Annotated in this window: 20 protein-coding genes; 1 reads left to right on the top strand and 19 read right to left on the bottom strand. The window is 56.8% G+C overall.

Going from position 1 to position 25,755, the window contains the following annotated elements:
* Positions 1 to 36 precede the first annotated feature (36 nt).
* The 16 genes from BM022_RS02085 to BM022_RS02010 form a co-directional block, all read right to left on the bottom strand.
* Positions 37 to 750: a cell division protein FtsQ/DivIB gene (locus BM022_RS02085; RefSeq protein ID WP_091136414.1), complete on the bottom strand. Its 714-nt coding sequence runs from the start codon at positions 748 to 750 to the stop codon at positions 37 to 39.
* Complete coding sequence (locus tag BM022_RS02080; RefSeq protein ID WP_177191600.1) at positions 740 to 1,660, bottom strand: D-alanine--D-alanine ligase; 921 nt, start codon at positions 1,658 to 1,660, stop codon at positions 740 to 742. Before BM022_RS02080 ends, BM022_RS02085 begins: the two co-directional genes overlap by 11 nt.
* A 49-nt stretch (positions 1,661 to 1,709) precedes the next feature.
* Positions 1,710 to 2,687, bottom strand: a complete 978-nt coding sequence (murB, locus tag BM022_RS02075; RefSeq protein WP_177191599.1) for a UDP-N-acetylmuramate dehydrogenase — start codon at positions 2,685 to 2,687, stop codon at positions 1,710 to 1,712.
* A 31-nt stretch (positions 2,688 to 2,718) separates the two neighbouring features.
* Positions 2,719 to 4,176, bottom strand: coding sequence for a UDP-N-acetylmuramate--L-alanine ligase (gene murC / locus BM022_RS02070; RefSeq protein ID WP_091136411.1), 1,458 nt, complete (start codon positions 4,174 to 4,176; stop codon positions 2,719 to 2,721).
* Between the two features lie 75 nt (positions 4,177 to 4,251).
* Positions 4,252 to 5,322 carry an undecaprenyldiphospho-muramoylpentapeptide beta-N-acetylglucosaminyltransferase gene (gene murG, locus BM022_RS02065; protein WP_371264286.1) on the bottom strand — a complete coding sequence of 357 codons (1,071 nt, stop codon included), beginning with the start codon at positions 5,320 to 5,322 and terminating at the stop codon, positions 4,252 to 4,254.
* Positions 5,323 to 5,386: 64 nt separating this feature from the next.
* Positions 5,387 to 6,550, bottom strand: coding sequence for a putative lipid II flippase FtsW (gene ftsW, locus BM022_RS02060; RefSeq protein ID WP_091136406.1), 1,164 nt, complete (start codon positions 6,548 to 6,550; stop codon positions 5,387 to 5,389).
* Positions 6,547 to 7,977 (bottom strand): UDP-N-acetylmuramoyl-L-alanine--D-glutamate ligase, encoded by a 1,431-nt coding sequence (gene murD, locus BM022_RS02055; protein WP_091136404.1) that lies wholly within the window; start codon positions 7,975 to 7,977, stop codon positions 6,547 to 6,549. The genes ftsW and murD overlap by 4 nt, the downstream gene beginning before the upstream one ends.
* Before the next feature lie 10 nt (positions 7,978 to 7,987).
* On the bottom strand, positions 7,988 to 9,073 hold the full coding sequence (gene mraY / locus BM022_RS02050) for a phospho-N-acetylmuramoyl-pentapeptide-transferase (RefSeq protein WP_091136402.1): 1,086 nt from the start codon (positions 9,071 to 9,073) through the stop codon (positions 7,988 to 7,990).
* 96 nt (positions 9,074 to 9,169) lie between these two features.
* A complete protein-coding gene (murF, locus tag BM022_RS02045) occupies positions 9,170 to 10,555 on the bottom strand; it encodes a UDP-N-acetylmuramoyl-tripeptide--D-alanyl-D-alanine ligase (protein ID WP_091136399.1) in 1,386 nt (461 codons plus the stop codon).
* Positions 10,552 to 12,111 (bottom strand): UDP-N-acetylmuramoyl-L-alanyl-D-glutamate--2,6-diaminopimelate ligase, encoded by a 1,560-nt coding sequence (locus tag BM022_RS02040; RefSeq protein WP_091136398.1) that lies wholly within the window; start codon positions 12,109 to 12,111, stop codon positions 10,552 to 10,554. Before BM022_RS02040 ends, murF begins: the two co-directional genes overlap by 4 nt.
* Entirely contained in the window at positions 12,108 to 13,895 is a 1,788-nt protein-coding gene (locus BM022_RS02035; protein ID WP_091136395.1) for a peptidoglycan D,D-transpeptidase FtsI family protein, read from the bottom strand. Before BM022_RS02035 ends, BM022_RS02040 begins: the two co-directional genes overlap by 4 nt.
* Positions 13,892 to 14,194, bottom strand: a complete 303-nt coding sequence (ftsL, locus tag BM022_RS02030) for a cell division protein FtsL (RefSeq protein ID WP_091136392.1) — start codon at positions 14,192 to 14,194, stop codon at positions 13,892 to 13,894. The genes BM022_RS02035 and ftsL overlap by 4 nt, the downstream gene beginning before the upstream one ends.
* 45 nt (positions 14,195 to 14,239) lie before the next feature.
* Positions 14,240 to 15,196, bottom strand: a complete 957-nt coding sequence (gene rsmH / locus BM022_RS02025; protein ID WP_091136390.1) for a 16S rRNA (cytosine(1402)-N(4))-methyltransferase RsmH — start codon at positions 15,194 to 15,196, stop codon at positions 14,240 to 14,242.
* 3 nt (positions 15,197 to 15,199) lie between these two features.
* On the bottom strand, positions 15,200 to 15,643 hold the full coding sequence (gene mraZ, locus BM022_RS02020; protein WP_091136388.1) for a division/cell wall cluster transcriptional repressor MraZ: 444 nt from the start codon (positions 15,641 to 15,643) through the stop codon (positions 15,200 to 15,202).
* Between the two features lie 359 nt (positions 15,644 to 16,002).
* Complete coding sequence (locus BM022_RS02015) at positions 16,003 to 18,291, bottom strand: RelA/SpoT family protein (protein ID WP_091136385.1); 2,289 nt, start codon at positions 18,289 to 18,291, stop codon at positions 16,003 to 16,005.
* Positions 18,292 to 18,355: 64 nt separating this feature from the next.
* Positions 18,356 to 20,752, bottom strand: coding sequence for a DNA internalization-related competence protein ComEC/Rec2 (locus tag BM022_RS02010; protein ID WP_091136383.1), 2,397 nt, complete (start codon positions 20,750 to 20,752; stop codon positions 18,356 to 18,358).
* A 218-nt stretch (positions 20,753 to 20,970) separates the two neighbouring features.
* Here BM022_RS02010 and BM022_RS02005 point away from each other — a divergent pair, with 218 nt between their 5' ends.
* Positions 20,971 to 21,483 (top strand): DUF2062 domain-containing protein, encoded by a 513-nt coding sequence (locus tag BM022_RS02005; protein WP_256208834.1) that lies wholly within the window; start codon positions 20,971 to 20,973, stop codon positions 21,481 to 21,483.
* A gap of 102 nt (positions 21,484 to 21,585) precedes the next feature.
* Here the strand turns inward: BM022_RS02005 and lolD are convergent, their stop codons facing one another.
* From lolD to BM022_RS01990, 3 genes are all read right to left on the bottom strand, one after another.
* Positions 21,586 to 22,263 (bottom strand): lipoprotein-releasing ABC transporter ATP-binding protein LolD, encoded by a 678-nt coding sequence (lolD, locus tag BM022_RS02000; RefSeq protein WP_091136377.1) that lies wholly within the window; start codon positions 22,261 to 22,263, stop codon positions 21,586 to 21,588.
* A complete protein-coding gene (locus BM022_RS01995) occupies positions 22,256 to 23,503 on the bottom strand; it encodes a lipoprotein-releasing ABC transporter permease subunit (protein ID WP_091136375.1) in 1,248 nt (415 codons plus the stop codon). The genes lolD and BM022_RS01995 overlap by 8 nt, the downstream gene beginning before the upstream one ends.
* 148 nt (positions 23,504 to 23,651) lie before the next feature.
* Positions 23,652 to 25,643 (bottom strand): TonB-dependent receptor, encoded by a 1,992-nt coding sequence (locus BM022_RS01990; RefSeq protein ID WP_256208833.1) that lies wholly within the window; start codon positions 25,641 to 25,643, stop codon positions 23,652 to 23,654.
* Between the last annotated feature and the right edge of the window lie 112 nt (positions 25,644 to 25,755).

Here is a 25,755-nt window from a genome sequence, read left to right as displayed (position 1 = left end):
ACAAACCCGCCCGGGTTCCGTCCGCAAACTTTTCACTCATCGCACTGCAAATCCGTTTGGATAACGCAAATCCACATGATGGGGCTGCGGATTTAATTGCCCGCTGGCCCGATCATGTACCCGTACAAAGCGCTCCAGCCGAGCTTCCATCTGCTCGCGCCCCAACTCCACCACCGTTCCGGTTTCAAGATGAAGCCGCCAGGCGCGACGGGGGGAAAGATTCATTTCCTGGATGTTCTGCTGCAGCGGTCGCAGCAACCCGCTAAACACAACGTACTGCCGTAGCATCTCAAGCGGGCTATCGTCGGGGCCTTCAAACAGTGGTAATTCCTCATCCGAAGCGGCACGGAACAGCTCTCCGTGCACGTTCAACAGCGCGCTACTGCCCCAGCGCGCCAGCGCGACATTTTCCTCCAGCGTTACTTCCAGGCTCTGCGGCCAGACACGGCGAACGGCAGCGGTCCGCACCCAGGGCAGCTTTGTGAGTCCGTTTCGCAACCTGTCCAAGTCAACCGTAAAAAAATTTCCCCTGACCTCGTGGCGGATGACCGCCTCAATCTGTTCCCTGGTCACGTGCTTTGGCGCTCTGTTACCACCATCGCTGCCACCCCCGCTGCTGACATTTACTTGCTTGAATGGAAAAATGGGCAAATTCACTGCCCACTGGCTGATGAAGTAACCCGAGATCAACACCGCCGCCACGATCAGCACGTTCGATATGAGGTCCAGCCCCTGATGGTTATCCCACATGGGCAAGCTCCAGTATCCGCAGCACCAGATCGTCGAATGAAATTCCAGCGGCTTTCGCAGCCATTGGCACAAGGCTGTGGTCAGTCATGCCAGGGGACGTGTTAATCTCAAGAAAATAGGGACGACCTGACTTATCCAGTATCACGTCGACCCTGCTCCACCCCTCGCAACCCAGCACACGATGCGCGCGCAGTGCCTGCGCCTGAATTGACTGCTCCTGCGCATTCGCTACACCGCTGGGGCAGAAGTATCGGGTGCGGTCGGAAAGATATTTGGCCTCGTAATCGTACAATCCGCTTTCTACTTCAATCCTGACCAAAGGCAGCGCCACGTCTCCCAGGATCGCGGCTGTCAGTTCCGTCCCCTCGATAAACTGCTCCGCAAGCACCATGGCGTCATGTTGGGCCGCGAGGCCGCATGCGACGGGTAAATCGTTTACGTCTTCCACCTTGCTCAAGCCGATGGTCGACCCCTCGCGCCCGGGCTTTACGATCAAGGGCAGGCCAACCTCCTGTGCTACCTTGGCAAAGTCACTCTGTTCGTTAATAAGGATATGATGGGGAGTGGTAATTCCCGCGGCCTCCCACAGCAGTTTCGTACGCCACTTATCCATTGCGAGCGCGCTCGCCATTACGCCGCTCCCGGTATAGGGAATGCCCATGAGTTCCAGTGCGCCTTGTACAGTACCGTCCTCGCCATAGCGTCCATGCAGGGCAATATGAGCCCGGTTGAACCCCTGCTGCAGAAGCTGCTCCATGTGCTGCTCGGATGGATCAAAAGGATGCGCGTCGACTCCCTGCCTCAGCAGGGCATCAAGCACAGCATGGCCGCTTCTGAGCGAGATCGCGCGCTCAGCCGAGCGCCCACCCAGCAAAACGGCTACTTTTCCGAAATCCTGATTCCTCACCATGTCGCTCATCCCCGGCGGAAAAAGGAGGGGTATCTTGAATGCAACACCATCAGGCGATTGCTCCAATAATCCGCACTTCCGGTACCAGTTCGATGCCGGTCTGCTCTTTTACCTTGTTGCGTAATGCCACTATCAACGCTTCGATATCCGCCGCTGAGGCGTCACCGGTGTTGACAATGAAATTCGCATGCTTGGGCGAAACCATCGCCCCGCCGACACGAAAACCTTTCAGTCCGCATGACTCAATCATTCGTGCCGCCCAATCTCCATCAGGATTGCGAAACACGGAACCGGCGTTTGGCAGGTTTAAAGGCTGGCTATTGATACGCATCGCGAGCAACTTCTTGATCTTCTGCCGCGACTCGGCCTCTTCGCCGCGCGATAACCTCAACCACCCACCCACAAACCATTCGTCGCCCGCAGGATTTACCAGTTTCTGCTCGTCCTGCTTTCCGTTTCCGGTCTCACGCTTCAAGGCGGCATGCCGATAAGCAATTACATAATCCCCACGCCCACGCTTACGGAGCTCCCCGGCGCGGTTGAGGGTTTGCACGTGCTCGACAATTTCCCAGGTTTCAGCGCCGTAGCAGCCGGCGTTCATCGCCAGCGCTCCGCCGAGCGTGCCAGGGATCCCCGCAAGAAACTCCGCTCCGGCCAAACCGTGGAGAGCAGCAAACCGCGCTACTTTCGGGCATGCCACGCCCGCTCCGGCGTGGATCAATGCGCCATCTTTATCCCCCTGCTCCACCCGTAACGCATTCAGCCGCGCGTGCAGTATCACCACGGTGCCGCGCACACCCCCATCGCGCACCAGCACATTACTGCCGAGGCCAATGACGTATATCGGCTCATCGGACGGCAGGCCGCGCAGGAACTCAGCAAAATCGGCAAGGTCCGCCGGAATGTATAGCCGTTCTGCCTGCCCGCCCGCACGCCAGGAAGTATATTTTTTCATTGCCTGGTTTATGCGCAGTTCGCCGCGAAGCGGTCGCCGGCTAAGGGTTAAATCAATTTCGGACATATTCATCTGCAATCCAGGCGTGTTCTTCGGCAAGCGGTCAAACCGGCGTTGCATTCGCGGCGACTACCGGCTGCTCGTGTGTGGTTCCAAAATCTCTCAACACGCCAGGCGCAACACCGCTGACCGACCCCGCTCCCATCACCAGTACCACGTCCTTGTCCTGAGCCACGTTAAGAATGGTTGCCGTTAACTCGTCCACCGTTTCGACGAAAATTGGCTCGACCTTGCCCTGCACTCGCAGTGCTCGCGCCAGCGACTTGCTGTCGGCTGCAACCATCGGTGTTTCGCCAGCCGCATAAACCTCGGTAAGAAGCAGCACATCGGCGGTGGACAGCACTTTGACGAATTCCTCGAACAAGTCACGCGTGCGCGTGTAGCGGTGCGGCTGAAACACGAGTACAAGCCGACGCCCGGGAAAGGCGCCACGCGCCGCCGCAATGGTAGCCGCCATTTCTGCCGGGTGATGACCGTAATCGTCGATCAGGGTAAAACTCCCGGCCCCTGAAGCGCCGTTTTCAGCTAGCCTTATTTCGCCATAACGCTGAAAGCGGCGGTTAACCCCTCTGAACGCGGCCAGCGCACGCACGATAGCGGCATCAGGCACATTCAGCTCGTTGCACACGGCGATTGCCGCAAGCGCATTCTGCACGTTATGCAAGCCTGGCAAATTAAGTATGACATCCAACTTGCGCGTCTTGCCGTTAACGCCCACCAACGCGGCAAAATGCATCTGTCCCGCACTATGGCAAACATCCGCGGCGCGAACTTGCGCCGTATCCGACAAGCCGTAGGTAGTAATGGGCTTGGTAATGGCGGGCATGACCTCGCGCACCCTTGGATCGTCCACGCACAATACCGCCATGCCGTAAAATGGCAGATGCTGCACGAAGTCCACGAAGGCCTGTTTGAGCTTGCTCAAATCGTGCCCATAGGTCTCCATGTGGTCGGCATCTATATTGGTAACGACCGCCAATACGGGTTGCAGATAAAGAAAAGAAGCATCGGACTCGTCGGCCTCCACCACGATAAATTCGCCCCGGCCGAGCTTGGCATGCGAGCCTGCCGCTTCCAGCCTTCCTCCGATTACGAATGTCGGATCCATCCCTGCTTCCGCAAGAATACTGGCGACCAGGCTGGTGGTAGTTGTTTTGCCATGAGTACCCGCGATGGCGATCCCCTGGCGCAACCGCAATAGTTCCGCGAGCATGATCGCGCGGGGCACGACGGGAACGTTGCGCTCTCGAGCCGCCACAACCTCGGGATTTTCCGGCTTGATCGCTGTAGACGTCACCACTGCATCGGCAAACTGCACATGACTGCTTGCATGGCCAATGTGAACAATGGCCCCAAGTCTTTTCAAACGTTGCGTAGTGACCCCGTCGCATAGATCAGAACCGCTGACCTGATATCCCAGATTGAGCAACACCTCTGCGATTCCACTCATGCCGGAACCGCCGATACCGACAAAATGAACGCGCTTTACCTTATGTTTCATATCTGCGAGCCAGAAACCGGGTGGGGATCAGTGAGGGTGAAAAAAAGGAGGTATTATCCATTTTCAATACAACTATCATCTCTTTGTCATTTTCATGCATGCGTCCGCCACATCCCTCGTCGCATTCGGTTTCGCCAGTTCACGCGCCTTTATTGCCATTCCCATGAGTGACTCACGACTCAAACCCATCAGTAACTCCGTCAGTGTCTCCGGCGTCAACGCAGTTTGAGGCATGAGTACCGCCGCGTTCCTGTCACTCAGAAATTTCGCATTGAATGTCTGGTGATCATCTACAGCGTATGGGAACGGCACCAGGATGCTTGCCACGCCCGCGGCGCTGACCTCGGCAATGGTGAGCGCGCCGGCCCGGCAGATCACAAGGTCGCATTCGGCATATCGAGCCGCCATATCGTCGATAAATGTAACCAACTCGCCTTCCACGCCCGCTTCCGCATAATTCTTTTTGAGCACTTCCAGGTGACGCGCTCCAGCCTGATGAGTTACAGACGGTCGCGCCTCCCCTGGAATGCGTTTTAAAGCTAGTGGCAAAATAGTATTCAGCGCTTGGGCCCCGAGGCTGCCCCCGATCACCAACAGCTTCAGTCTGCCGCTGCGTGACGCATATCGCTCTCTGGGCGGGGGCAATTGACTGATCTCGCTGCGGACGGGATTGCCCGTAAACATCACTTTTCCCCCGTTCCTGATGGCGCCGGGAAAACCCAGCAACACTTTATCCGCGACCTTCGTCAAGATCCTGTTGGCGAGCCCTGGAATCGAATTCTGTTCGTGTATCAGCAACGGCTTCGCCAAAAAAGACGCCATCATTCCCCCCGGAAAGGCTGGATATCCGCCCATACCCAGAACTACATCCGGGCGCACCCTGCGTATGACGCTGGCGCTTTGCCATAGCGCCAATAACAGGCGCAGCGGCAGCAGCAGCCAAGTGCGGAGATTTTTACCGCGCAAACCCGAGAACCGGATTGTTTCCATGTCATACCCATGCCGCGGCGCGAGCGTTGTTTCCATCCCTCCCTCAGTTCCCAGCCAAATGACTCGCCAACCCGCCGACTTCATGTAATCCGCTACTGCAAGCCCTGGAAATACATGTCCACCGGTTCCGCCAGCCATGATGAGAACGGTGCGAATCACGCGAGTACGACGTTAATCCGAGCAACTGAATGCGTTGTTTGCCACCTCGTCCGCTGCGTTTTCATATCGTTAACCCCTTCGTCAACTGCCTGTTCTCCCAATCCGCGCGCATGAGCACCGCCAGCGTAATGCAGCTGGCGACGATGCTGCTGCCGCCGAAACTCATTAACGGTAGTGTCAATCCCTTTGTTGGCAGCACACCCATGTTCACGCCCATATTTATAAAAGCCTGCACGCCCAGCCACACGCCGATGCCTTGCGCCGCTAATGCCGAAAAATGTCGCTCGAGCGCCGCAGCTCGTCTCCCGATGACAAATGCGCGTATCACCAGCCATGCGAACAGCGACACGACTGTCGCAACACCGACAAAGCCGAGTTCCTCGGCGATTACGGCAAGCAAAAAATCGGTATGCGCTTCCGGCAAATAAAAAAGTTTTTCCACGCTGCCACCCAGGCCGACACCCAGCCATTCGCCCCGCCCGAATGCGATCAAAGCATGACTCAACTGGTAGCCCTTCCCGTAGGGATCGTCCCACGGATCCATGAATCCGAAAAACCGCTGCATGCGATAGGGCTCAATCCAGATTAGAGCCAGCAGTCCCGCAATCAAAAAGCCGATCAAACCCGCGAACAGCTTCAGGTCCATCCCGCCCAAAAACAATATGGCCATCATAATGGCGGTAATAACGACGAATGAGCCAAAGTCCGGCTCGAGCAACAGCAATCCGCCCACGATCAGCACCACGATCAACATGGGGAGAAATCCTTTACGAAAGCTTCCTAGCTGATGCGCCTTGCGCACGGTATAGTTGGCCACGTAGAAGACAATGAACAGTTTCATGAACTCCGATGGCTGGAGATTCACGATCCACAACGATATCCAGCGCCGGCTGCCGTTTACTTCATGACCTACGGCCGGAATCAACACCAGGGCCAGCAACACCACACCCAGAAGGAAGAGTGGAAACGAGTATTTCTGCCACAGACGCATCGGAACCTGAAAAGCGACCAGACCCGTCAGCAAGCCCACTGCAAGATAAGCGCCATGCCGGGCAAGGAAATGGGCTGGATGGCCATTCGTGCCCCGGCCCGCCTCAGCGATAGAAATGGAAGCGGAATAAACCATCACAAGCCCAAGACTCAACAATAATATTGATGACCAGATCAGTGACTGATCAAAGTCAGGCAGGTTTTTTTTGCCGCGAATGTCGTATTGGTAAATCATGAGTTGACAGTTGTCTGAACCATGGCCTGTCTTCCAGCCTCAATACGCCGCACTGCCGCGATGAACACTTCCGCACGGTGAGCGTAGTCCCTGAACATATCCAGGCTTGCGCAGGCAGGCGACATCAATACCGCGTCCCCGGCGCGGGCCAGATCAACGCTCCTTTGCACCGCCTCTTCCATTGTTTTCGCATAATAAAGCGGGACCCCCCGGTGATTTATGGCGGCGCCGATTCTATCTGCATCTCGCCCGATCAACACCACTGCCCGAGCCTGACGCGCGATCGGGGCCGCCAATGGTGAGAAATCCTGGCCTTTGCCGTCTCCACCAGCTATTAAAACCACGCTTTGCATCATCCCGTTCAGCGCCGCGACGGTCGCGCCCACATTGGTGCCTTTCGAGTCATCATAGAATGTGATGTCGCCGAAAGCCGCGACCTTCTCCATCCGGTGCGGCAACCCTTGAAATTCGCGCAAAGCGTGCAGCAAAGGTGGCAATGGAAGCGCTACCGCCCGGCATAGCGCCAACGCGGCCAGCGCATTGGCCACGTTGTGCAGCCCTGCGACGTGGAGTTCGCTGGTTTTCAGCAGGCGCACCTGCCCCTGTGCCAACCAGATATTCCCGCTCTCGTGCAGGAGGCCAAAATCGTTATCGCTCGCTGGCTCATCCAGACCGAAAGTTATTTGCCTGCGTCCGGCCAATGCCATTGCGCGCACGATGGAATCGTCACGGTTCAAAATCTGCACCCCCGCTTCACTTCCGCCATCGCGGGTGCCCGTAAATATTCGTGCTTTTGCGGCTGCGTAGTCCTGCATTCCGGAATAACGATCGAAATGGTCCTCGCTCACGTTCAGTACCACGGCCGCGTCCGGTTCAAGACTTTGCGTCGTTTCAAGCTGAAAACTGGAAACCTCCAGCACCCACGCTTGCGGGAGTGTCCCTGAATCTTCGCGCCGCATTAGCGCATTGAGTACAGCTGGACCGATGTTCCCAGCCACCTCGACATCCATACCTGCTTCTTTCACCATCGCGCCGACCATGGCGGTCACGGTAGTCTTGCCGTTGGAGCCGGTTATGCCCAGTACTATTGGCTTCGACGCGCCAGGTTGCCTGATTGCCGAAGCAAAAAGCTCCATATCGCCTATTACGGCGATGCCGTCCTGTACCGCCTGCTGCACGGATGCCTGCGCCAGCGGCACCCCAGGACTGATAGCAATAAGGTCTATCCCGGCAAAAACTTCCGCTGGATAAGTGCCGGTGAACAGCCGGTCCTGGGGCAGAATCCGCTTCAACGCCTCCAAACAAGGCGGCGTGGCGCGGCTGTCAACAGCCCGCACGTTCGCTCCCCTGCGGGACAGCCACTTGGCCATCGAGAGCCCGGTCTCTCCCATTCCAAGCACAACTGCTTTTTTTTCCTGAAAGCTCATATGCTGAATGTCATCTCAACTTCAACGTGGACAATCCGAACAACACCAGCATCATGGTGATGATCCAGAACCTGACCACCACCTGATTTTCCTTCCAGCCCTTCAATTCGTAATGATGGTGGAGCGGCGCCATGCGAAAAATTCGTTTACCGACCAGCTTGAACGAGGCCACCTGCAACATAACCGACAGGGTCTCGACCACGAAAACCCCGCCCATGATGACGAGTACGATCTCCTGCCGCACGATTACCGTCACAATGCCGAGGGCCGCCCCAAGCGCCAACGCGCCCACATCGCCCATGAATACTTCGGCCGGGTAGGCGTTGAACCAGAGAAACGCAAGTCCCGCGCCAGCGAGCGCACCGCAAAATACAGCCAGCTCGCCCGCTTGCGGGATGTGGGGAATACCCAGGTATTTCGCGAACACCGCATGTCCGGCCACATAGGCGAAGATGGCCAGGGCGCTGCTTATCATTACCGTTGGCATAATGGCGAGCCCATCGAGGCCATCGGTGAGATTCACCGCGTTGCTCGTGCCCACGATGACGAAATAGGCGAGCGCCACAAACCCGGCGACGCCAAGAGGTATCGCCACCTGCTTGAAGAACGGAACAATCATCGTCGTTTGCGCCGGCAGCTCTGCCGTCAAAGCGAGATACAATGCCACCGAGATCGCGATGGCCGATTGCCAGAACAGTTTGGCGCGGGCGGAAAGCCCCTTTGGATTGCGATATACCACTTTGCGGTAATCGTCCACCCAGCCGATCATTCCGAAGCCAAGCGTTGTCAGGAGCACTACCCAGACGTAGCGATTGCTGAGATCCGCCCAAAGCAGCGTGGTGACGGCGATGGATACCAGGATGAGCGCGCCGCCCATCGTCGGCGTCCCCGCTTTGACGAGATGAGTTTGTGGCCCGTCATCGCGCACGGACTGGCCGATTTTATAGGCGGTAAGCTTGCGTATCATTGCCGGGCCGACTATGAACGAAATCGCCAGACTGGTCAGCGCGGCCAGGACAGTGCGCAGGGTGATATAGTTGAACACGTTGAAGATACGAATGTCTTTCGCCAGCCATTGGGCGAGTTCTAGCAGCATGTCAACCGCCAGAACGAGACATTGCTCTTCAGCATATGCAAAAACATCAATTGACGCACTTCCGTTACCATCCTGGCATACTCATCGTTTAGCAGGTTATGACTCAACGCACTTGACCACCCGCTCCATTTGCATGAAGCGCGAACCTTTTATCAGCATGGTGTCTCCAGGCGCCAGCAGACTTTGGACTTCGGAAACCAGCTCCTCGATTCTCGTGAAATGCCGGGCTCCTGCGCCGAATGCCGCCACCGTATACGCGCTCAACTCGCCCATGGCCAGCAGGGCGTCCACGCCGGCAGCACGCGCCTCAGCCCCAATCCGTTCATGTAGGTCCCTGGCAGCTGCACCCAGCTCGCCCATGTCGCCCAGCACCAGTATCTTCCTGCCCGCCGCTTTCGCCAGCACCGCCAAAGCGGCGCGCACCGAATCAGGGTTGGCGTTATACGTATCGTCTATTAAGGTGGACCCATGTAAACCTTGTTTCTTCTGCATGCGCCCTTTTACCCCAGTGAAAATGCTCAGTCCGGAAGCAATCGCTGCGATCTTGATACCCATGGCGACGGCTACGGCAGCGGCAGCGGCGGCATTGGCCACGTTATGCTCCCCGGGAACCTTTAATTCCACCTCTTGAGTCCCATCAGGCAGGAGCAGTGTTACTCTGCTCGTAAAGGGACCAGGCTGATAGCGGACACGCACGGCTGCCTTTTCTTCAAGACCGAAATCCACCACTTTTCTGTCGCCGGCAAGGCCGCGCCACACCGACGCGTACGGATCGTCCGCGTTGATAACAGCAATGCCCTGTTGATCAAGCCCCTCGAAAATTTCGCCCTTGGCACGCGCTACTGCCTCTACTGAACCCAGTCCTTCCACGTGCGCGGCGCCTGCGTTGGTTATCAACGCTAGGGTGGGCCGGGCGAGCCTGGTGAGATAGCCAATCTCACCGGCATGATTCATCCCCATTTCGATTACCGCGTATTGATGCCTTTCGCGCAATCGCAAAAGCATTAAAGGCACACCGATATCGTTGTTGAGATTCCCTTCCGTCGCGAGCACCCTGTCGGAGTCATCCATCTGCCCTGCCCCCCCTGCCTCAGCAGTAACATGGTGGAGGATCGACGCAATCATCTCCTTTACCGTCGTCTTGCCGTTGCTGCCAGTCACCGCGACCAGCGGAATCTGGAAACGCCTGCGCCAGTACGCGGCGAGGCGTCCTAATGCCAGCCGCGTATCTTCCACCAGAACAAGAGAGCGTCCTGGCTGCGGATTTTTTTGCGCCCAGTCCATCTGGACGAGAGCTGCTGCGGCGCCCTTTTCCATCACCTCGGCAACAAAACTGTGACCGTCAAACTTGTCTCCCATCAAGGCGATAAATAAATCGCCGGGCATCACTGCGCGGCTATCCGTACTGACCCGGTCAAACCATTTGTCCTCGCCCGCCCACTCTGCCTGCAACGCACGGGCTGCTGCCTGAACAGTCATCATGCGTTTGCCCCCACGCTTTCGACCAGAGCCCGTCGGGCGACCGCTCGATCGTCGAAAGGCAATCTTTGTCCGTCGACTTCCTGATAAGCTTCGTGCCCTTTTCCTGCGATTAATACGATATCGCCTCTGCGCGCGCAATGAACGGCCCGTCCGATCGCCGCCGCCCGGTCCTTTTCGATGTGGAAGCGGGCGGTTGTACCCGAGGCGATTTCGCCGATAATTGCATCGGGGTTCTCCCGCCGAGGATTATCGCTGGTGATGATGACCTCGTCTGAGAGTCGCGTCGCCACTTCCCCCATCAATGGCCGCTTGCCGCGATCACGCTCGCCGCCACAGCCAAACACGCAGACCAACTTTGACCTGGGGAGTTGCGTTCCCGCATTCTGGTTCGAGCCGGATTGAAGAATTTCGCGCAGCGTGACCAACACCTTTTCCATTGCATCCGGCGTATGCGCGTAATCCACGACGATCAGGGGTCGATCCCCGCCACCTATTAGCTCCATTCTGCCAGCGACTGGCCCCACTTCCTGCAGGACTCGCGCAGCTTCTTCCAATCCGATTCCGCTTGCCAGCAAGGTCGCTAGTACGCCCAATAAATTTGACGCGTTAAAGCGCCCTATCAAGCCGGTTTTGAATTCCAGCGGTTGGCCGTGGAACTCGACATCGAAAACCAAGCCACGGGAACTTGCTCTGAGATTTCGGCCTTGTAGCACCTTTAATTTTTCCTGATTCGAATCCTTCAGTTCAGTAAAGCCGTAACCGATGACCTGAGTGCCGGCAGCGTTCATGCGCTTTGCCAGGTCGGCCCCAAATGCGTCATCCATATTCAGCACTGCATACTTGAGTCCAGGCCAGCCAAATAAACGGGCTTTGGCTGCAGCATAGGCTTCCATGCTGCCGTGATAGTCAAGATGGTCCTGCGAAAGATTGGTGAACACGGCGATAGAAAATGTCAGAGCGCCGATGCGCTCCTGTGCAATTCCATGTGACGACACCTCCATTGCAATTCCGCATGCGCCATGCGACAAAAAATCCGCTATTTTACGCTGCAACAACACCGCATCCGGCGTCGTATTAACGCTCGGCTCGAGCTCTCCGGGAAAACCGGTTCCCATAGTGCCGATTATCGCGGTTTTCCTGCCCAGCGCAGTCAAGGCCTGTGCGATCCAATGGCTACACGATGTCTTGCCATTCGTGCCGGTAATCCCGATCAGCTGCAGCTTTCCTGAAGGATGACCGTAGACGTGATCTGCGATCATGCTCGCCTTCGCCCGCAGGTTGGGAACCTTCAAATTAGGTACTTTCCAACCCGACTCCCATTCAAAGCCTTGGCTTTCCCATATGACGGCATTTGCACCCGCCACAATCGCGTTGGGAATAAACTTGCGGGCGTCCTCCTTTTCCCCAGCATAGGCGAGGAACGTATCCCCCGGCTTGATCATCCGGCTGTCAGTCACCAGGTTGTGAATTCGGACACCCAGGCGGTCCAGCTGATGTAACTCAAAATGAATATGGGAGCTTTCGGCAAGCGAGCCGGCGTTTGTCTGCAGACTCATGCGTCACCCGGGGACTTGGGCGCCGCAGTAAGCGATACCACGTTCGTTGCGGGCGCATCATGCGGAACGTTCTGCATACGCAAAGCGCCGGCCATGACACGGCTGAATACCGGCGCCGCCACGGCACCGCCAAAATATTGGCCAGCGGAAGGCTCATCGAGCATGACCGCGATGACAAAGCGCGGGTTGGAAGCAGGTGCATAGCCGACAAATGTGGACAGATAGCGGTTTTTTGCGTAACCGTTCCCTTCCAGTTTATGCGCGGTGCCAGTTTTTCCCGCCACCCGGTAGCCGTTGATCCGGGCTTGTGTTGCGGTGCCCCCCGGTTGCGCCACCAGTTCCAGCATTTCGCTCACGGCGAGCGCGGTATTCCGGGAAATGACGCGCTTACCTTCTGGAATATCATCCAGCCTCAACAGCGACACCGGTTTCAATTCACCTTCCGCTGAGAACAGGGTGTAGGCCCGCGCGAGCTGTAGAAGACTGACAGCAATTCCATGTCCGTATGACATGGTGGCCTGCTCAATGGGACGCCAGCTGCGGTAGGGCCGCAGCTTACCGCTCACCTCTCCTGGAAACCCCGACCCGGTGGCCGCCCCGAATCCCACGTCGTTGAGCATTTCCCATAATGTTTGCGGCGGGAGCGACAAGGCGATTTTCGCTGAACCGACATTGCTCGATTTCTGAATCACTTGCGCGACAGTCAGCGCGCCTTCCTTATGCGCGTCGCGTATGGTTGCCTTACCGATGGAGAAGCTGCCCGGAGCCGTTTCAAGAACGGTGTCAGGTTTAACCCCCCCTGCCTCCAGCGCCGCCGCGATGGTGAACGGCTTCAGGGTCGAGCCTGGTTCAAATTCGTCAGTCAGGGCCCTGTTACGGGCTCGGCCGCCTTTCATGTTTTTCCGGTTATTGGGGTTGTAAACCGGCAGGTTGACGAGGGCCAGAATCTCGCCCGTCTTTGCATCCAGAACAATAATCCCTCCAGCCTTTGCCTTATTGACTTCTACCGCCTGCTTCAATTCCCGGTAGGCCAGATACTGGATTTTACTGTCGATGGACAGGGCAATATTCTGTCCCGGCTTCGGGGCGCGAATACTTTCAACATCCTCGACAATACGCCCTTTCCGGTCCCTGATGACCCGACGGCTGCCAGGCTTGCCCGCGAGCTCATCCTGCCAGGCGAGCTCCACCCCCTCCTGCCCCTTGTCGTCCACATCAGTAAAACCGAGCAAATGCGCAGTCAGCTCCCCGGCTGGGTAATAGCGACGATATTCACGTTTCAGGAACACACCCGGTATATTAAGTTCGACCACCTTGGACGCAATATCAGGTGATAAGTGCCGCTTGAGGTATACAAAGTCTCGCCTCGGCCCCTGTTGCGAGGGATGCTGTGCCTCCCCCGTCGTCGTGCCCGCTGTGGCGCGCGGTGTAGCGTTCACGCGCTGGTGAATTTCACCCACATCCAGATCGACCAATTTTGCCAATTTTTTCATCTGCTCGGGGGAGGCTCTCATATCCTGAGGACTGCACCATACTGACTCAACTGGCGTGCTAATGGCGAGCGGCTCGCCATTGCGATCCGTGATCATTCCCCGGTTAGCATTCATCTCCAGTACGCGGCTGTAGCGCGACTCGCCCTTCTCTTGCAAGAAGTCGTTGTGTATCCCCTGCAGATAGACGGCGCGCCCGGCCAATCCCGCCAGCCCAAGCACCAATAGCGCCGCAAGCAGGCGAGAGCGCCCGGCGGGCAGGACAATATGCGGCAGACGGTTCGTCTTTATCATTTTGGCGCTTCGATAGAAACTGCTGAGCCGCCAGGCGCCATCAGAGAGAGAATCTGGACTCTCGACGCGTCCGGCAACCGCATATGCAGTTGCTCAGTAGCGATCTTTTCTACACGTGTATGCATCGCCCAAGTGCTCTGTTCAAGCTGCAATTGTCCCCACTCTACGCTCAGCCGCTGCGCGAGCGACTGTTCATTTTCCAGTTCTACAAAAAGCTTGCGCGCCTTGTGCTGTGAAGTCACAACACTCAGCGCGCAGGCGACGAGGATTAAGGTCAACAGAATGTTTATTCTGGTCACATCAGCCTCTCATTAACCGCCAATCACAGCCACGCCGGGCTTCAGCTAGGTGGTGTTCAGCCGTTCGGCCACGCGCATCACCGCGCTGCGGGCGCGGGGATTTGCCGCCAACTCTTCCTCAGCAGGGCCGCGGGCCTTTCCAACCACGCGCAGCTTGTGCCGGCTTAAACGCTGCACCTCGATTGCCCGCAGCGGCACATCCTTCGGCAGGGTGTCGGGGTTCGCCGACTCGCGCATAAATCGCTTCACAATACGGTCCTCCAGAGAGTGGAAACTGATGGCCACGAGCCGGCCGCCCGGCTTCAATACCTCAACGCATTGCGGCAAGACCAGCGACAGTTTCTCAAGCTCCTGATTGATATAAATCCTGATAGCCTGAAAAGTGCGGGTCGCCGGATTTTGCTTATCTTCCCGTTTGCGCGAACGCACCGCGGTCGCCACGATGGCGGCAAGCTGATGCGTAGTGGTAATGGGCTGCCGCGATCTAGCCGCAACAATCGCTCTTGCAATCTGTTTAGCAAACCGCTCCTCGCCATAGTTTTTGATCACCTCTTCCATATGAGCTTGCGAGGCAGAAGCAAGCCACTCGGCAGCAGTCTGTCCCTCGCTCGTGTCCATGCGCATATCCAGCGGTCCATCCAGGCGAAAACTGAAACCGCGGTCCGCTTCTTCAAGCTGTGGCGAGGACACACCCAAATCCAGCAGTATCCCATCCACCTGATCCACATCCAATTTCCGCAAGACCTCCTGTATCCGTGAAAAACTGCTGTGAACCATGCAAAAACGTGCATCTCCAGCTTCCAGCGCCTGCCCTGCCGCGAAGGCAGTGGGGTCTCGGTCAAACGCTATCAACCTACCGAATTCTCCCAGACGTTCCAGTATCAAGCGGCTGTGGCCGCCACGGCCGAAAGTTCCATCAACATAAATACCGCACGGCGTGACCGCCAACGCATCTACGGCTTCCCGCAGCAGGACCGGGGTATGCGCTGATATTTCAACCACGGCTTACAGCGAAAAACCGTCAAGTTCCGCCGGAATTCCATCTTTAAAAGTGAGCGCATTTTCGATTTGCTGATCCCATTTTTCGCCGTCCCATAACTCGAACTTCGCACCCTGCCCGACCAGAACCACATCTTTGGTCAAGCCGGCGAAATGACGCAAAGGGGGCGGCACGAGAATGCGGCCCGCGCCATCCATGTCCACGTCACTTGCATTGCCGACGAGAAGACGTTGCAAACTGCGGGTTTGTGGATTGAAGCTGGAAAGACTGTTGAGTTTTTGCTCAATCGGCTCCCACACAGTATGGGGATAAACCAGCAAGCACTTGGATGGATCGGCGGTAATGACCAGACGGCCTCCGCAAAGCGATAGCAGGTCTTCGCGGTATTTAGCAGGCACCGCGAGTCTTCCCTTGTTGTCGAGACTGATAGGTGTCCCACCGCGAAACATTGTGCTCCCTTATTTGCAGGATGAAGTTGCCCGGAAAACTTCCCCCACTTTTTCCCACTTTTGCCCACTGTAATTAAAAAAAATAGCAAAGTCAAGGCCAAAAGCAGGGTTATTAGTTGTAGGACAATGAGTTAAAAAGATGATCGCGGGCAGTGAAACCGGCAATGCCGGGCTGGAAATAAGTTGATGCAAATAATGAACGCGCGGACGCGCGACAACGAGAATTTGTCTGAGGAAGGGCTTATATAGGCGGCAGAAGCGAATAGCTGCCGCAGTGAATATGCAGCTTCAGATGATTAGGCGACGGGGGAATAGACAAGCCCGATAATAGCGCCCACCTCCCTGGTGCAAACCGGCAGTCACTTCCGGAAAGCCGAGCTCACTCCGGGCAGGCTCTGTATCAATCCAAGGAGCCGGCTCAATTGCGCCACACTTGTGATCAGCAGGGTAAACCGCATGATGGCGGCGTGATGGTGGCTGTGAGTGCGAGTGGCAGTCACGTTTATTTTTTCTCGCAGCAGAATAGTCGAGATGTCATGCAGCAATCCCTGCCGGTCGACCGCCTCGATCTCGATATCCACCTCGTACCCCCCTCCCTTTGATAGCTCGGCCGTACCCCACTCCGCTGCAATGAGACGCTCAGCGCTCTCTTCAGCTAATCGCGACAAACTGGCGCATCCCTGCCGGTGTACAGTGATGCCGCGTCCACGTGTAATAAAGCCGACGATGGGGTCGGGTGGTGCCGGCTTGCAGCATTTTGCCAGAACGGTGAGAAGTTTATCGACACCGGCAACGACTATGCCCGTAGGTGATGAAGAAACCGCTGCGACGCTCGGCGCCGCTTCAGAACCTTGGACTGGAGACGGGATCTTCTCGCCCAGAAAGTTCGCTAATTGCCGGTTACCGATCTCACCTCGGGCGACCGCAGCCAAGAAGGCATCAAGCTTGGCGAACTTGAACTCGGCAGCAAGCTTGTCCAACCCCAGCGCAGTCATGCCATGCCGCTGCAACTCCTTTTCCACCAGGGCCCGGCCCTGGGCTAATAAAGCCTCCCGCTCTTGTCCGCTAAACCATTGTCTCAATTTCGCTTTTGCACGCTGGCTTTTCAGGTAGCCCAAAGCGGGGTTGAGCCAGTCACGACTAGGCGAGCCCTGTTTGGCGGAGATGATTTCCACGCGCTGGGCATTTTTCAGCCGGTAGTCGAGCGGTACCATGACGCCATCGACTTTTGCGCCGCGGCAGCGGTGGCCCAGGTCAGTATGAATATGGTAGGCAAAATCCACCGGGGTGGCGCCTTTCGGTAAAGCAATGACCCTCCCCTGGGGCGTCAATACATAGATGGAGTCCTCGAACAGCGCAACCTTGAAGTGCTCGGCCAGTTCGCCCGCATCCGCTACGTCGTTCCTCCATTCGAGGATCTGCCTCAACCAGGCGATTTTGTCGTCATATCTGGCGTCGCGTCTTGCACCCTCCTTGTAGCGCCAGTGCGCGGCCACACCCATTTCGGAATGACGGTGCATTTCATAAGTGCGAATCTGCACTTCGACCACCTTGTCTTCAGGGCCGATCACTGCAGTATGCAGCGACCGGTAATCGTTGCCTTTCGGTCGTGCGATATAGTCGTCGAACTCCTTCGGGATGGGTACCCACAGATTGTGCACCGCACCCAGTACGGCATAGCAGTCTTTCACATCGTCCACAAGAACGCGTACCGCGCGGGAATCGTGTATTTCCTTGAAGTCCACGCCCTTGCGTTGCATTTTCTTGTGAATACTATAGATGTGCTTGGGCCGTCCGGTAACCTCAGCCTTGATGTCCGTTCGCCGCAATTCGCCCTGTAATTTCTCCACCACCAGGGCAATATACTCTTCTCGAATGCGGCGCGTCTCTTCCAGCAATGTGGCTATTTTTTTATACCGTTCAGGTTCGATGATCCGGAATGAGAAATCTTCCAGTTCCCACTTCACCTGCCACAGCCCCAGACGGTTTGCCAGCGGGGCAAATATGTCCAGCGTTTCGTGCGCGGTCTCCACTCGGCCGTGAACATTATTGGCCGCAATATAACGCATCGTTTGTACCCGATCCGCCAGCGCAATGATAACGACGCGAATGTCCTCTGCCATCGCGAGCAGCATCTTGCGCAATGCCTCCACTTGCGCGCCACGATCCGGAACATTGCCGGTGGGCGCTCCAAGCGAACGGATGCGGCCCATGCGCGCAACGCCTTCTACGAGGTGAGCCACATGATGATTGAAAGCCGCGTTCAGCTTCTCCTGATATCCATCCAGATAAATTGGAACCGAATGCAGGATGCCCGCCAGAAGTGTATCGGCATCGACTCGTAGCGACGCAAGAATCAGCACCATTCCGCGTATGTGTTGCGCGACCGGCTCGCCCGTAAGGAGCATTTTGTCTGCATAGAACGGCTGAGAAAAGTTCAGAGCATCGGCAAATGCGTCCAGTTCCGTAGGAGAAAAAATGGGCGCCAACGTCTGCAGCCATACGGATGCGCTCGGTTCGCTGGTGGCAAACGGACCAGCTGTGAAAGAGAATGGAGATCCGATTGAGCCTGAGTCCGGCAACGCGCTCGCTTCCAAGTTCGAGTCTGTCCGATTGACGGGACGATCGGAATCAATATTGTTTTTCATTGAACGGCAAATCTAAAAGTCTTCTCGAACGATTCGGCGATAAAGCCTGGGACGATTCCGGCGGTTATTGCGGAATATTGTGCCAGTAGCGGCGATTTCGCGTGCGCTCGGCCTGCGCCGCGACCTCGCTGTTTGCAAAGCGCAGCGACACCGCCCCATCCGCGTCGCTTCGTAGCACTCTACTCCCGATAGACCGATAACGCTCCACCACTTCGGCGTTTGGATGGCCGAAGCGGTTACGGTAACCCGCGGTGAATATTACCAGCCTGGGGTTCACCCGGCTCACAAACTCATTGGTGGAGGAGGTTTTATTGCCGTGATGAGGTGCGACCAGCACGGTCGACGGAAGCGCATCGGCGGTATGTTCGACCAATTGATATTCCGATCTTTTTTCGATGTCAGCCGGCAGCAGAACGCTGCCGTGCGATGTGGTGATTTTCATTACGCAGCTCAACGCGTTGGTTTTAAGCTTGGGATTACTGTAGCTCTGCTCCGGCGGGTGCAGCATGTCAAACCGAACGCCATCCCATTGCCAGGACTCGCCGGCTCGACATTGATGCGTTTTGGCAGCAGCCAGTTGTATGGCGTGATCCTCTTTCAAAGATGAAAACACCCGGTCAACTGGTACTGCCTGGAGCACGGACAATGCGCCGCCGCTGTGATCAGCGTCTGCATGTGTGACAACCATTGCGTGCACACGTTTTACGCCTTCTCCTCGCAGGAATGGAACAATGGTCCGGTTGCCGCTGTCGGCTTCCAGACTGAAGCCCGGCCCTGTATCGTAGAGCAGGGTATGATTTTGCGTGCGTGCCACTACCGCTAATCCCTGACCCACGTCCAGTACTGCCACCCATAATTCACCCGGCGAAGGCGTCGGCCGCGGCGTTAGAAAGAGCGGCAGCAGCGCGACTGCGCCCAACCAGCGGGCCGGAAAGCCCCTGGGAAAACCGGGGCCCAATCTCCCGGGCAGCAACATCCAGCAAATGCCTGCCATTCCAGCTACCACTGCCCAGGCCGGTGGCGCATGCTGACTCCAGACCGCCTGCGGCACCTCACTCATCCACTGCATTATCTGCATGCATCCGCTCAGCATCCAGTGCGCCGGAAACAACATGACATCAAGGGGAGGCAATGTCGCCAGCAGCGTTAAGGGAACCACCACCAGACTGACCAATGGGATTGCGATCGCGTTCGCAAAGGGTGAAATCAGTGATACCTGCTGAAACATCGCCAACAATAGCGGGATCAGACCAAGCGTGATAGCCCATTGTACCCGCGCCCAACCGGTCAACCAGTGCATTCTGCCTACCCTTCCGGCAGACACAAGCAGGATGACCGCGATGGCGCCAAACGACAACCAAAAGCCAGCCGAGAGCACCGACCACGGATCGGTCACAACTACCGCCAGCAATGCCCAGGCCAGTACTGCGGTCATGGAAATGGACCGCCCCAGCCATAAAGCAATGGCGATTGCCGCAAGCATATATACCGTTCGCTGCGCCGGCACCGCAAAGCCTGCGAGTAGCGCGTAACCCAGTGCCGCCGCCACGCCGGCTATAGCCGCGGCTTTGCGCGCGGGCAGCCATAATGTCAACTGGTGGCTCCTGCGCCACAAACCGTAAACCAGCGAAAATATCAGGCCCGATACCATGGTCACGTGAAGTCCCGAGATACTCATGAGGTGGTTCACGCCGGTGCGGGTCAGTATCTGCCACTGCTGGGGTGGAATGGCGCGCTGATCCCCCACCGCCAGGGCAACCAGAATACCGGCGTAGGTATTGCCGGCTAGAGAATCCAGGAAACGCTCCCGGATTTCCTGACGTAAACGCTCGACCCGGTAAGATGGACGATTGACCATTTCCTCCAGACGTATGTTTCTGTCGCTTTTGCGCACATAACCGCTGGCTCGGAGGTTGTGCTCCAGTGCCCATTGCTCGAAGTCGAAACCGTGAGGATTGCTGGTGCCGTGCGGACGCTTGAGCCGTGTCGTCAGTTGCCAGCGCTCGCCTGCGGTAACTGGCTGCGGCACCGCCTCAGCACGGGATGATCTTCCCCGTTCCTTATCCTTATACCAGGCGAGGGAAATGCGCTCGGGAACAACGGCATCTGGCGTCAGCACCTGCTCGACGTCAAATGCAAAACGAACACCGCTTTCATTGGCCTGCGGCAGCTCTGCAACTACGCCCACCAACTGGATATCGCGGCCTTCCCATTCATGTGGAAGCGCGTCTGCCAGCCGCCACTGCGCCAAAGCAGCCGCCCAGAAGAATCCGCCGCCTAGAAAAACGATGACAAGCAAAATCTTGCCCATTTCCGTGAGAAAGGCGGTCTGGCAGCGCAAGAGGAGAAACACGGATATTGCGAGTGGCGGCAGTGCCCAGGCCCAAAAAGTATTCGGCAGTTCAGCTTGTTGCTGGAGCAATATCACCCCAAAGGCAAACGCCAGAATATATCTGCGCATTATCTTTTTTCGCGTTCGAAACCTTTGAGAACTATGGACAGGTACCCGTAACCGGTTGGTTATTCTTAAATAGCGACTTGATCCGATGCTGCCAATCGCATCGACGCGGGGCATAATGTTTACAGTTCGCCACTCTATTTACGTACACTCTTCTTGTGCCTCGAAAATTTTTCAAAAAATACCTCCCATCTCACGAAACTATCCGCCAGAGCCGCTTTGTGGGGATATTCGGAGAACGGCTGCACCATCACAATCTGTGGCATCTCCACCGCCGCTCGGTAGCGGGCGGCGTAGCGGTTGGCCTGTTCACCGGCCTGATTCCCGGCAGCAACCCGGTACAGTTCTTTTTCGCCGCTTTGTTCGCTGTCCTTTTCAAAGTCAATCTCCCGGTAGCAATTATTACGACGCTTTATTCCAATCCCTTCACCATATTGCCGATCTATGCTGCGGCTTATGCGATAGGCGCATTCGTTACCGGTGAGGGGTCGCGCGCCCTGCCCCGAACAGAGCTCAACCTGATGGACAAAAGCATTGGAGACTGGATACCAGCGTTGGTCGAATGGGTTGTCTCGCTGGGCAGACCGCTACTCGTGGGACTGGTGTTGCTGGCGCTGCTGCTTTCGATCGCCGGCTACGTTCTGGTGCGGGGCGGGTGGCGGCTATACACCGTTTACGAATGGCGCAAGCGTGCGAAACGGCGGGGACGCCATGCTGGAAAAAGCCTGGAATAAGGGCAGGAAGGAGCTCGTAACGGGAATTTCATCCTTTTATGGACGAGGCGGGCCGAGGACAGCGGAACGCTGAGTTCACCCTTGCGGCGTTGGAATATCTCGTTATCCTGCCAATACACCGTCTTCCAGTTGCAACATGCGCGCGGCCTTTTTCGCCAGCTCCGGATCGTGCGTCACAATAATCAGGCTTGCGCCCATGCTGAGGTTGAGTTCGAGCATCAAGTCGAATACCTCTCCCGCGGTGCGGCGGTCGAGATTTCCAGTGGGTTCATCGGCCAGCACGCAGGCGGGGCGAGTGACCAGAGCCCGGGCAACGGCGGCACGCTGACGCTCGCCGCCCGATAGTTCGCCAGGGGTGTGGGTGAGGCGATGACCCAGTCCCACCTGCTTCAAAACTTCCGCCGCGCTCTTGTAGGCCTCGGTACTGCTGATGCGACGGATGAGCAGCGGCATGGCAACGTTTTCAAGCGCGCTGAACTCCGGTAGCAGGTGATGAAACTGATAAATGAAGCCGAGCGACCGGTTACGCAACTTGCATCGTTCTTCCTCGTCGATGGCTGCGATGTCGTGCCCCATGATTCGTATTTCGCCGCCGGTGGGCGCGTCCAATCCGCCCAGCAGGTGCAGGAGCGTGCTTTTTCCGGAGCCCGACGCACCGACGATCGCGAGCGTGTCGCCCTTGGCAACGTCCAGGTCAATACCCATCAGCACGGGCACTTCATGCTTTCCCTGATAATAACTCTTGCGCAGGTTGCCGCAGGATATGATGTGCTCACTCATACCTGAGCGCCTCGGCGGGGTTGACCTTGGACGCACGATAGCTCGGGTAAAGCGTCGCGAGCAAAGTCAGCACAAACGATACAACTGCCACTGTGATCACGTCGGCAAGTTGCAGGTCCGAGGGAATCTCGCTGATGTAATAAACCTCCCGCGAAAGGAACTGGACACTGAATACATGCTCTATGGCCGCGATGACCGCCTCTATGTTGTACGCCAGCAGCACCCCCCCGATCACACCCAGTGTCGTCCCGAGGACACCAATGAGGGTGCCCTGGACGATGAAAACCTTCATGATGCTGCGAGGACTGGCGCCCAAGGTGCGAAGAATAGCAATGTCCGACTGTTTGTCGGTGACTGCCATCACCAGGGTGGACACAATGTTGAACGCCGCAACCGCGATGATGAGAGCAAGGATGAGAGACAGCATCCGCTTCTCGATCTGGATCGCACGGAAATAGTTGGCGTGCTGCCGGCTCCAGTCGCTGATATAAACCTCCGCCGAAATCATCGGGCCAAGCTCCTGGACGACCTGCGGTGCGTGGAAGAGATCGCGCAGCTTGAGACGTACCCCCGAGACCTCATCATTGCCCATACGGTACAGCTTTTGTGCATCCGCCAAGTGGATGAGCACCAAGCTGGAGTCATATTCGAAATGCCCGGCCTGGAAAATACCGGTAATGGTGAACTGCTTGAGGCGCGGCAGGATGCCTGCGGGAGTTACCTGCCCCTGAGGTGAGATCAATACGATCTTGTCCCCGGTGAAAACACCCAATGCCCGCGCCAATTCCCGACCGATGACCATGCCGAAGCTCCCTGGCACCAGGTCGCTGAGTTCTCCATCCACCATCATGCCGGCAAAGTCAGCCACCTCGTTTTCCATTTCCGGCAAAATGCCTCTTACCGCGACACCGCTGACGATCTGGTCGTATGACACCATGCCTTGCGCGCTGACAAAGGGAGCCGCCGCTTCTACCTCGGGATGCCTCAGGGCTTCGCCTGCAACAAGACGCCACCCGGTAAGCTTGCCGTCGATACCGCTCACCTGAATGTGGGATGCCACGCCGAGAATCCGCGTTCGGACTTCTTTTTGAAAGCCGTTCATCACCGACATGACGGTGATGAGCGCCGTCATTCCGAGTGTAATACCGAGCAGGGAAATCAGTGAGATGAAGGAGATGAAGTGATTACGGCGCTTGGCACGGGTATAGCGCAAACCAATAAAAAGTTCGTAAGACGACACGGATGAGCGTACCTGATATCAAACCCAATCCCGAAGTTTGCCACATTCCGCTATGGCTTGATAGCCGACTGAGCATTTAGGCAGCACACGCGCTGTCTTGCAAATGTAAAAAGCCGATCGCGAACAGACCCGCACCTCGTTGAAGCAGTTAGAACTCGCCTCTCACGCCTGCCACCAGGGCCCTTCCCGGCAGCGGCGCGAAATCCTTCAGGAAGGAGGTATGGACACGCATTTCTTCATTGAGAAGATTTCGGCCCTGAAGAAAGATTTTTATCCCATTCGACCGGGTTTGCTTGATGCGAAAGCTCACCTCGACATTTACAAGTGTGTAGCCGGGTGTACTGCTTTCCAGTTCTGCGACATGGTTTTGCCGCATAACCCGGGTTGCGCTTATGTTCGATGTCCATGGCCCGGTTTGATGATTGAATTCCACGCCAAACCGCCACGGTGTAAGTCGCGGCACATTTCCCCCGCTATCCAGTTTTCCGCGTACATAATCGGTAAAAAGGCGCAAATTGATCTCGTCCGGTTTTATGGTAAATATCGCTTCCGCTTCCGCGCCGTAAAATCTGGCTCCACCCTGCGTAAAATTTTGCACCAGAAATTCGCCGTTTGGATCGAGCGCTCCGGTATCGTCAGCACGATCGGCCACGCGATCACCATTGACATCGGCACTGCGCACGAAAATATAGTTGTTGATCCAGTTGTGGAATGCATTGACTTTCCAAGTCACGGCACCGGTGGTCTTGCGTAGCGCAAGGTCGATATTGCTGGTGGTCTCACTGCTTAAATTATTATCACCTGTCTGAAAGGTGGCTGTGCCATGGTGCGGGCCTTTTATGTACAGTTCCTCGGTCGATGGCGCGCGTTGGCCGCGAATGGCTGTCAAGCCCAACCCGTAGCCTTCCATGAATTTCCATAACGCACCCACGGATGCGTTGTAGAGTCCAAATGAGCGCGAGGGGAGGAGGTCGCCCTTGGGATCCTGCACAGCATACTCCCCCCGCCCGCCGAGCTCCAAGCGCCATCGGTTCCAGTTGCGCTCCTCAACGAGGAACACGCCCACCGAATGCGATTTGGTAACGGGTACCACTGTCTCCTCGCCCAGTGCTGAAAAGTGGCGATCACGAAACTGAACTCCTATTACGCCCTTCCAGTTCGCCAGAGGCTCATGCAAGAGCTCGGCACGGCTTTCGATCGCTTCATTCTTAAATCGCGTTGCAATCTCTCCGGTACGCTCGATTTCGGCATGCTTGTAATCGTTGTATCCCATCCGTACTTTCAGCTTCTCGAACCCGGCAACCGGCTTGTCCAACTCGCTCGAGAAATCGTAGCGGGTCTGCTTGAGGTCGATCCTCGCGCCTTCCGGGCCGGGTATCCCATATTTGCTTTCCAGGTGGCCTACCGATCCGCCCAAAAAGCCACGCTCACCCACGAAGGATGCGCCCCCGGACAAACCACCCGAATTCACCGCGCTGTTTTCTACAATCCCTTTCGGGCTGGCCGGATCGCTCTCATTTGCTCGGCCGGGAATATGGTAATCGTCGGTCTTACGCCTGAAGCCGCCGATGCTCCAGGACATCTGCCTCATGCTCCCGGCCGCATTGAAGGCGCCCGTGCGTTCTTCCGTTGCGGTGTTTCCGCGGACTTCAAAGTCTCCTTTTGGAGATTTGAACAGTTGGCTCGGGATACGGTTATTCACGACATTGACTACCCCGCCCGAAGCGCCGCTGCCATAGAGCAGTGTTGCCGGACCCCGCAGAATTTCGATTTGAGAAGCATTGAGCGATTCGGTGGTCACCGCATGGTCCGGGCTGATGGAAGAGATATCGAGCGTGCCGATTCCGTTTTCCAGCACCCTGATGCGGGGGCCATCGAGACCGCGAATGATGGGTCGCCCCGCTCCCGGACCGAACGAACTTGACGCAACCCCCAGCTCGCGCGAAAGCGTATCGCCGAGGCTCGCCTCCCGCTTGCGGCGCAGATCATCACCACGCAACACCGAAACAGGCTGAGCCATGTCCAATTCGCCACGGTTCTCAAATGGCGTGGCCGTCACCACGACGGGTGTTAATACTTTGTCCGTCCCGGAACCTTGAGCTTGAGCGGTGTTATGGAATAGAGCAAGCACAATCGCCACAGGCAATTTCCACTTGAGGTTTGCGCCCTGGCACTTTACGGGCAGAACGTTGGGTGCCCTTCTTTCCTCGCCGGCTAAGGGTATATCGGTTGGATTACAACCCAAACAGGTC

The sequence above is a fragment of the Nitrosospira sp. Nsp14 genome (assembly GCF_900113575.1).
GTDB lineage: Bacteria > Pseudomonadota > Gammaproteobacteria > Burkholderiales > Nitrosomonadaceae > Nitrosospira.
The sequence above is the reverse complement of the archived record's forward strand: the minus strand, read 5'-3'. Positions and strand labels throughout refer to the sequence as shown.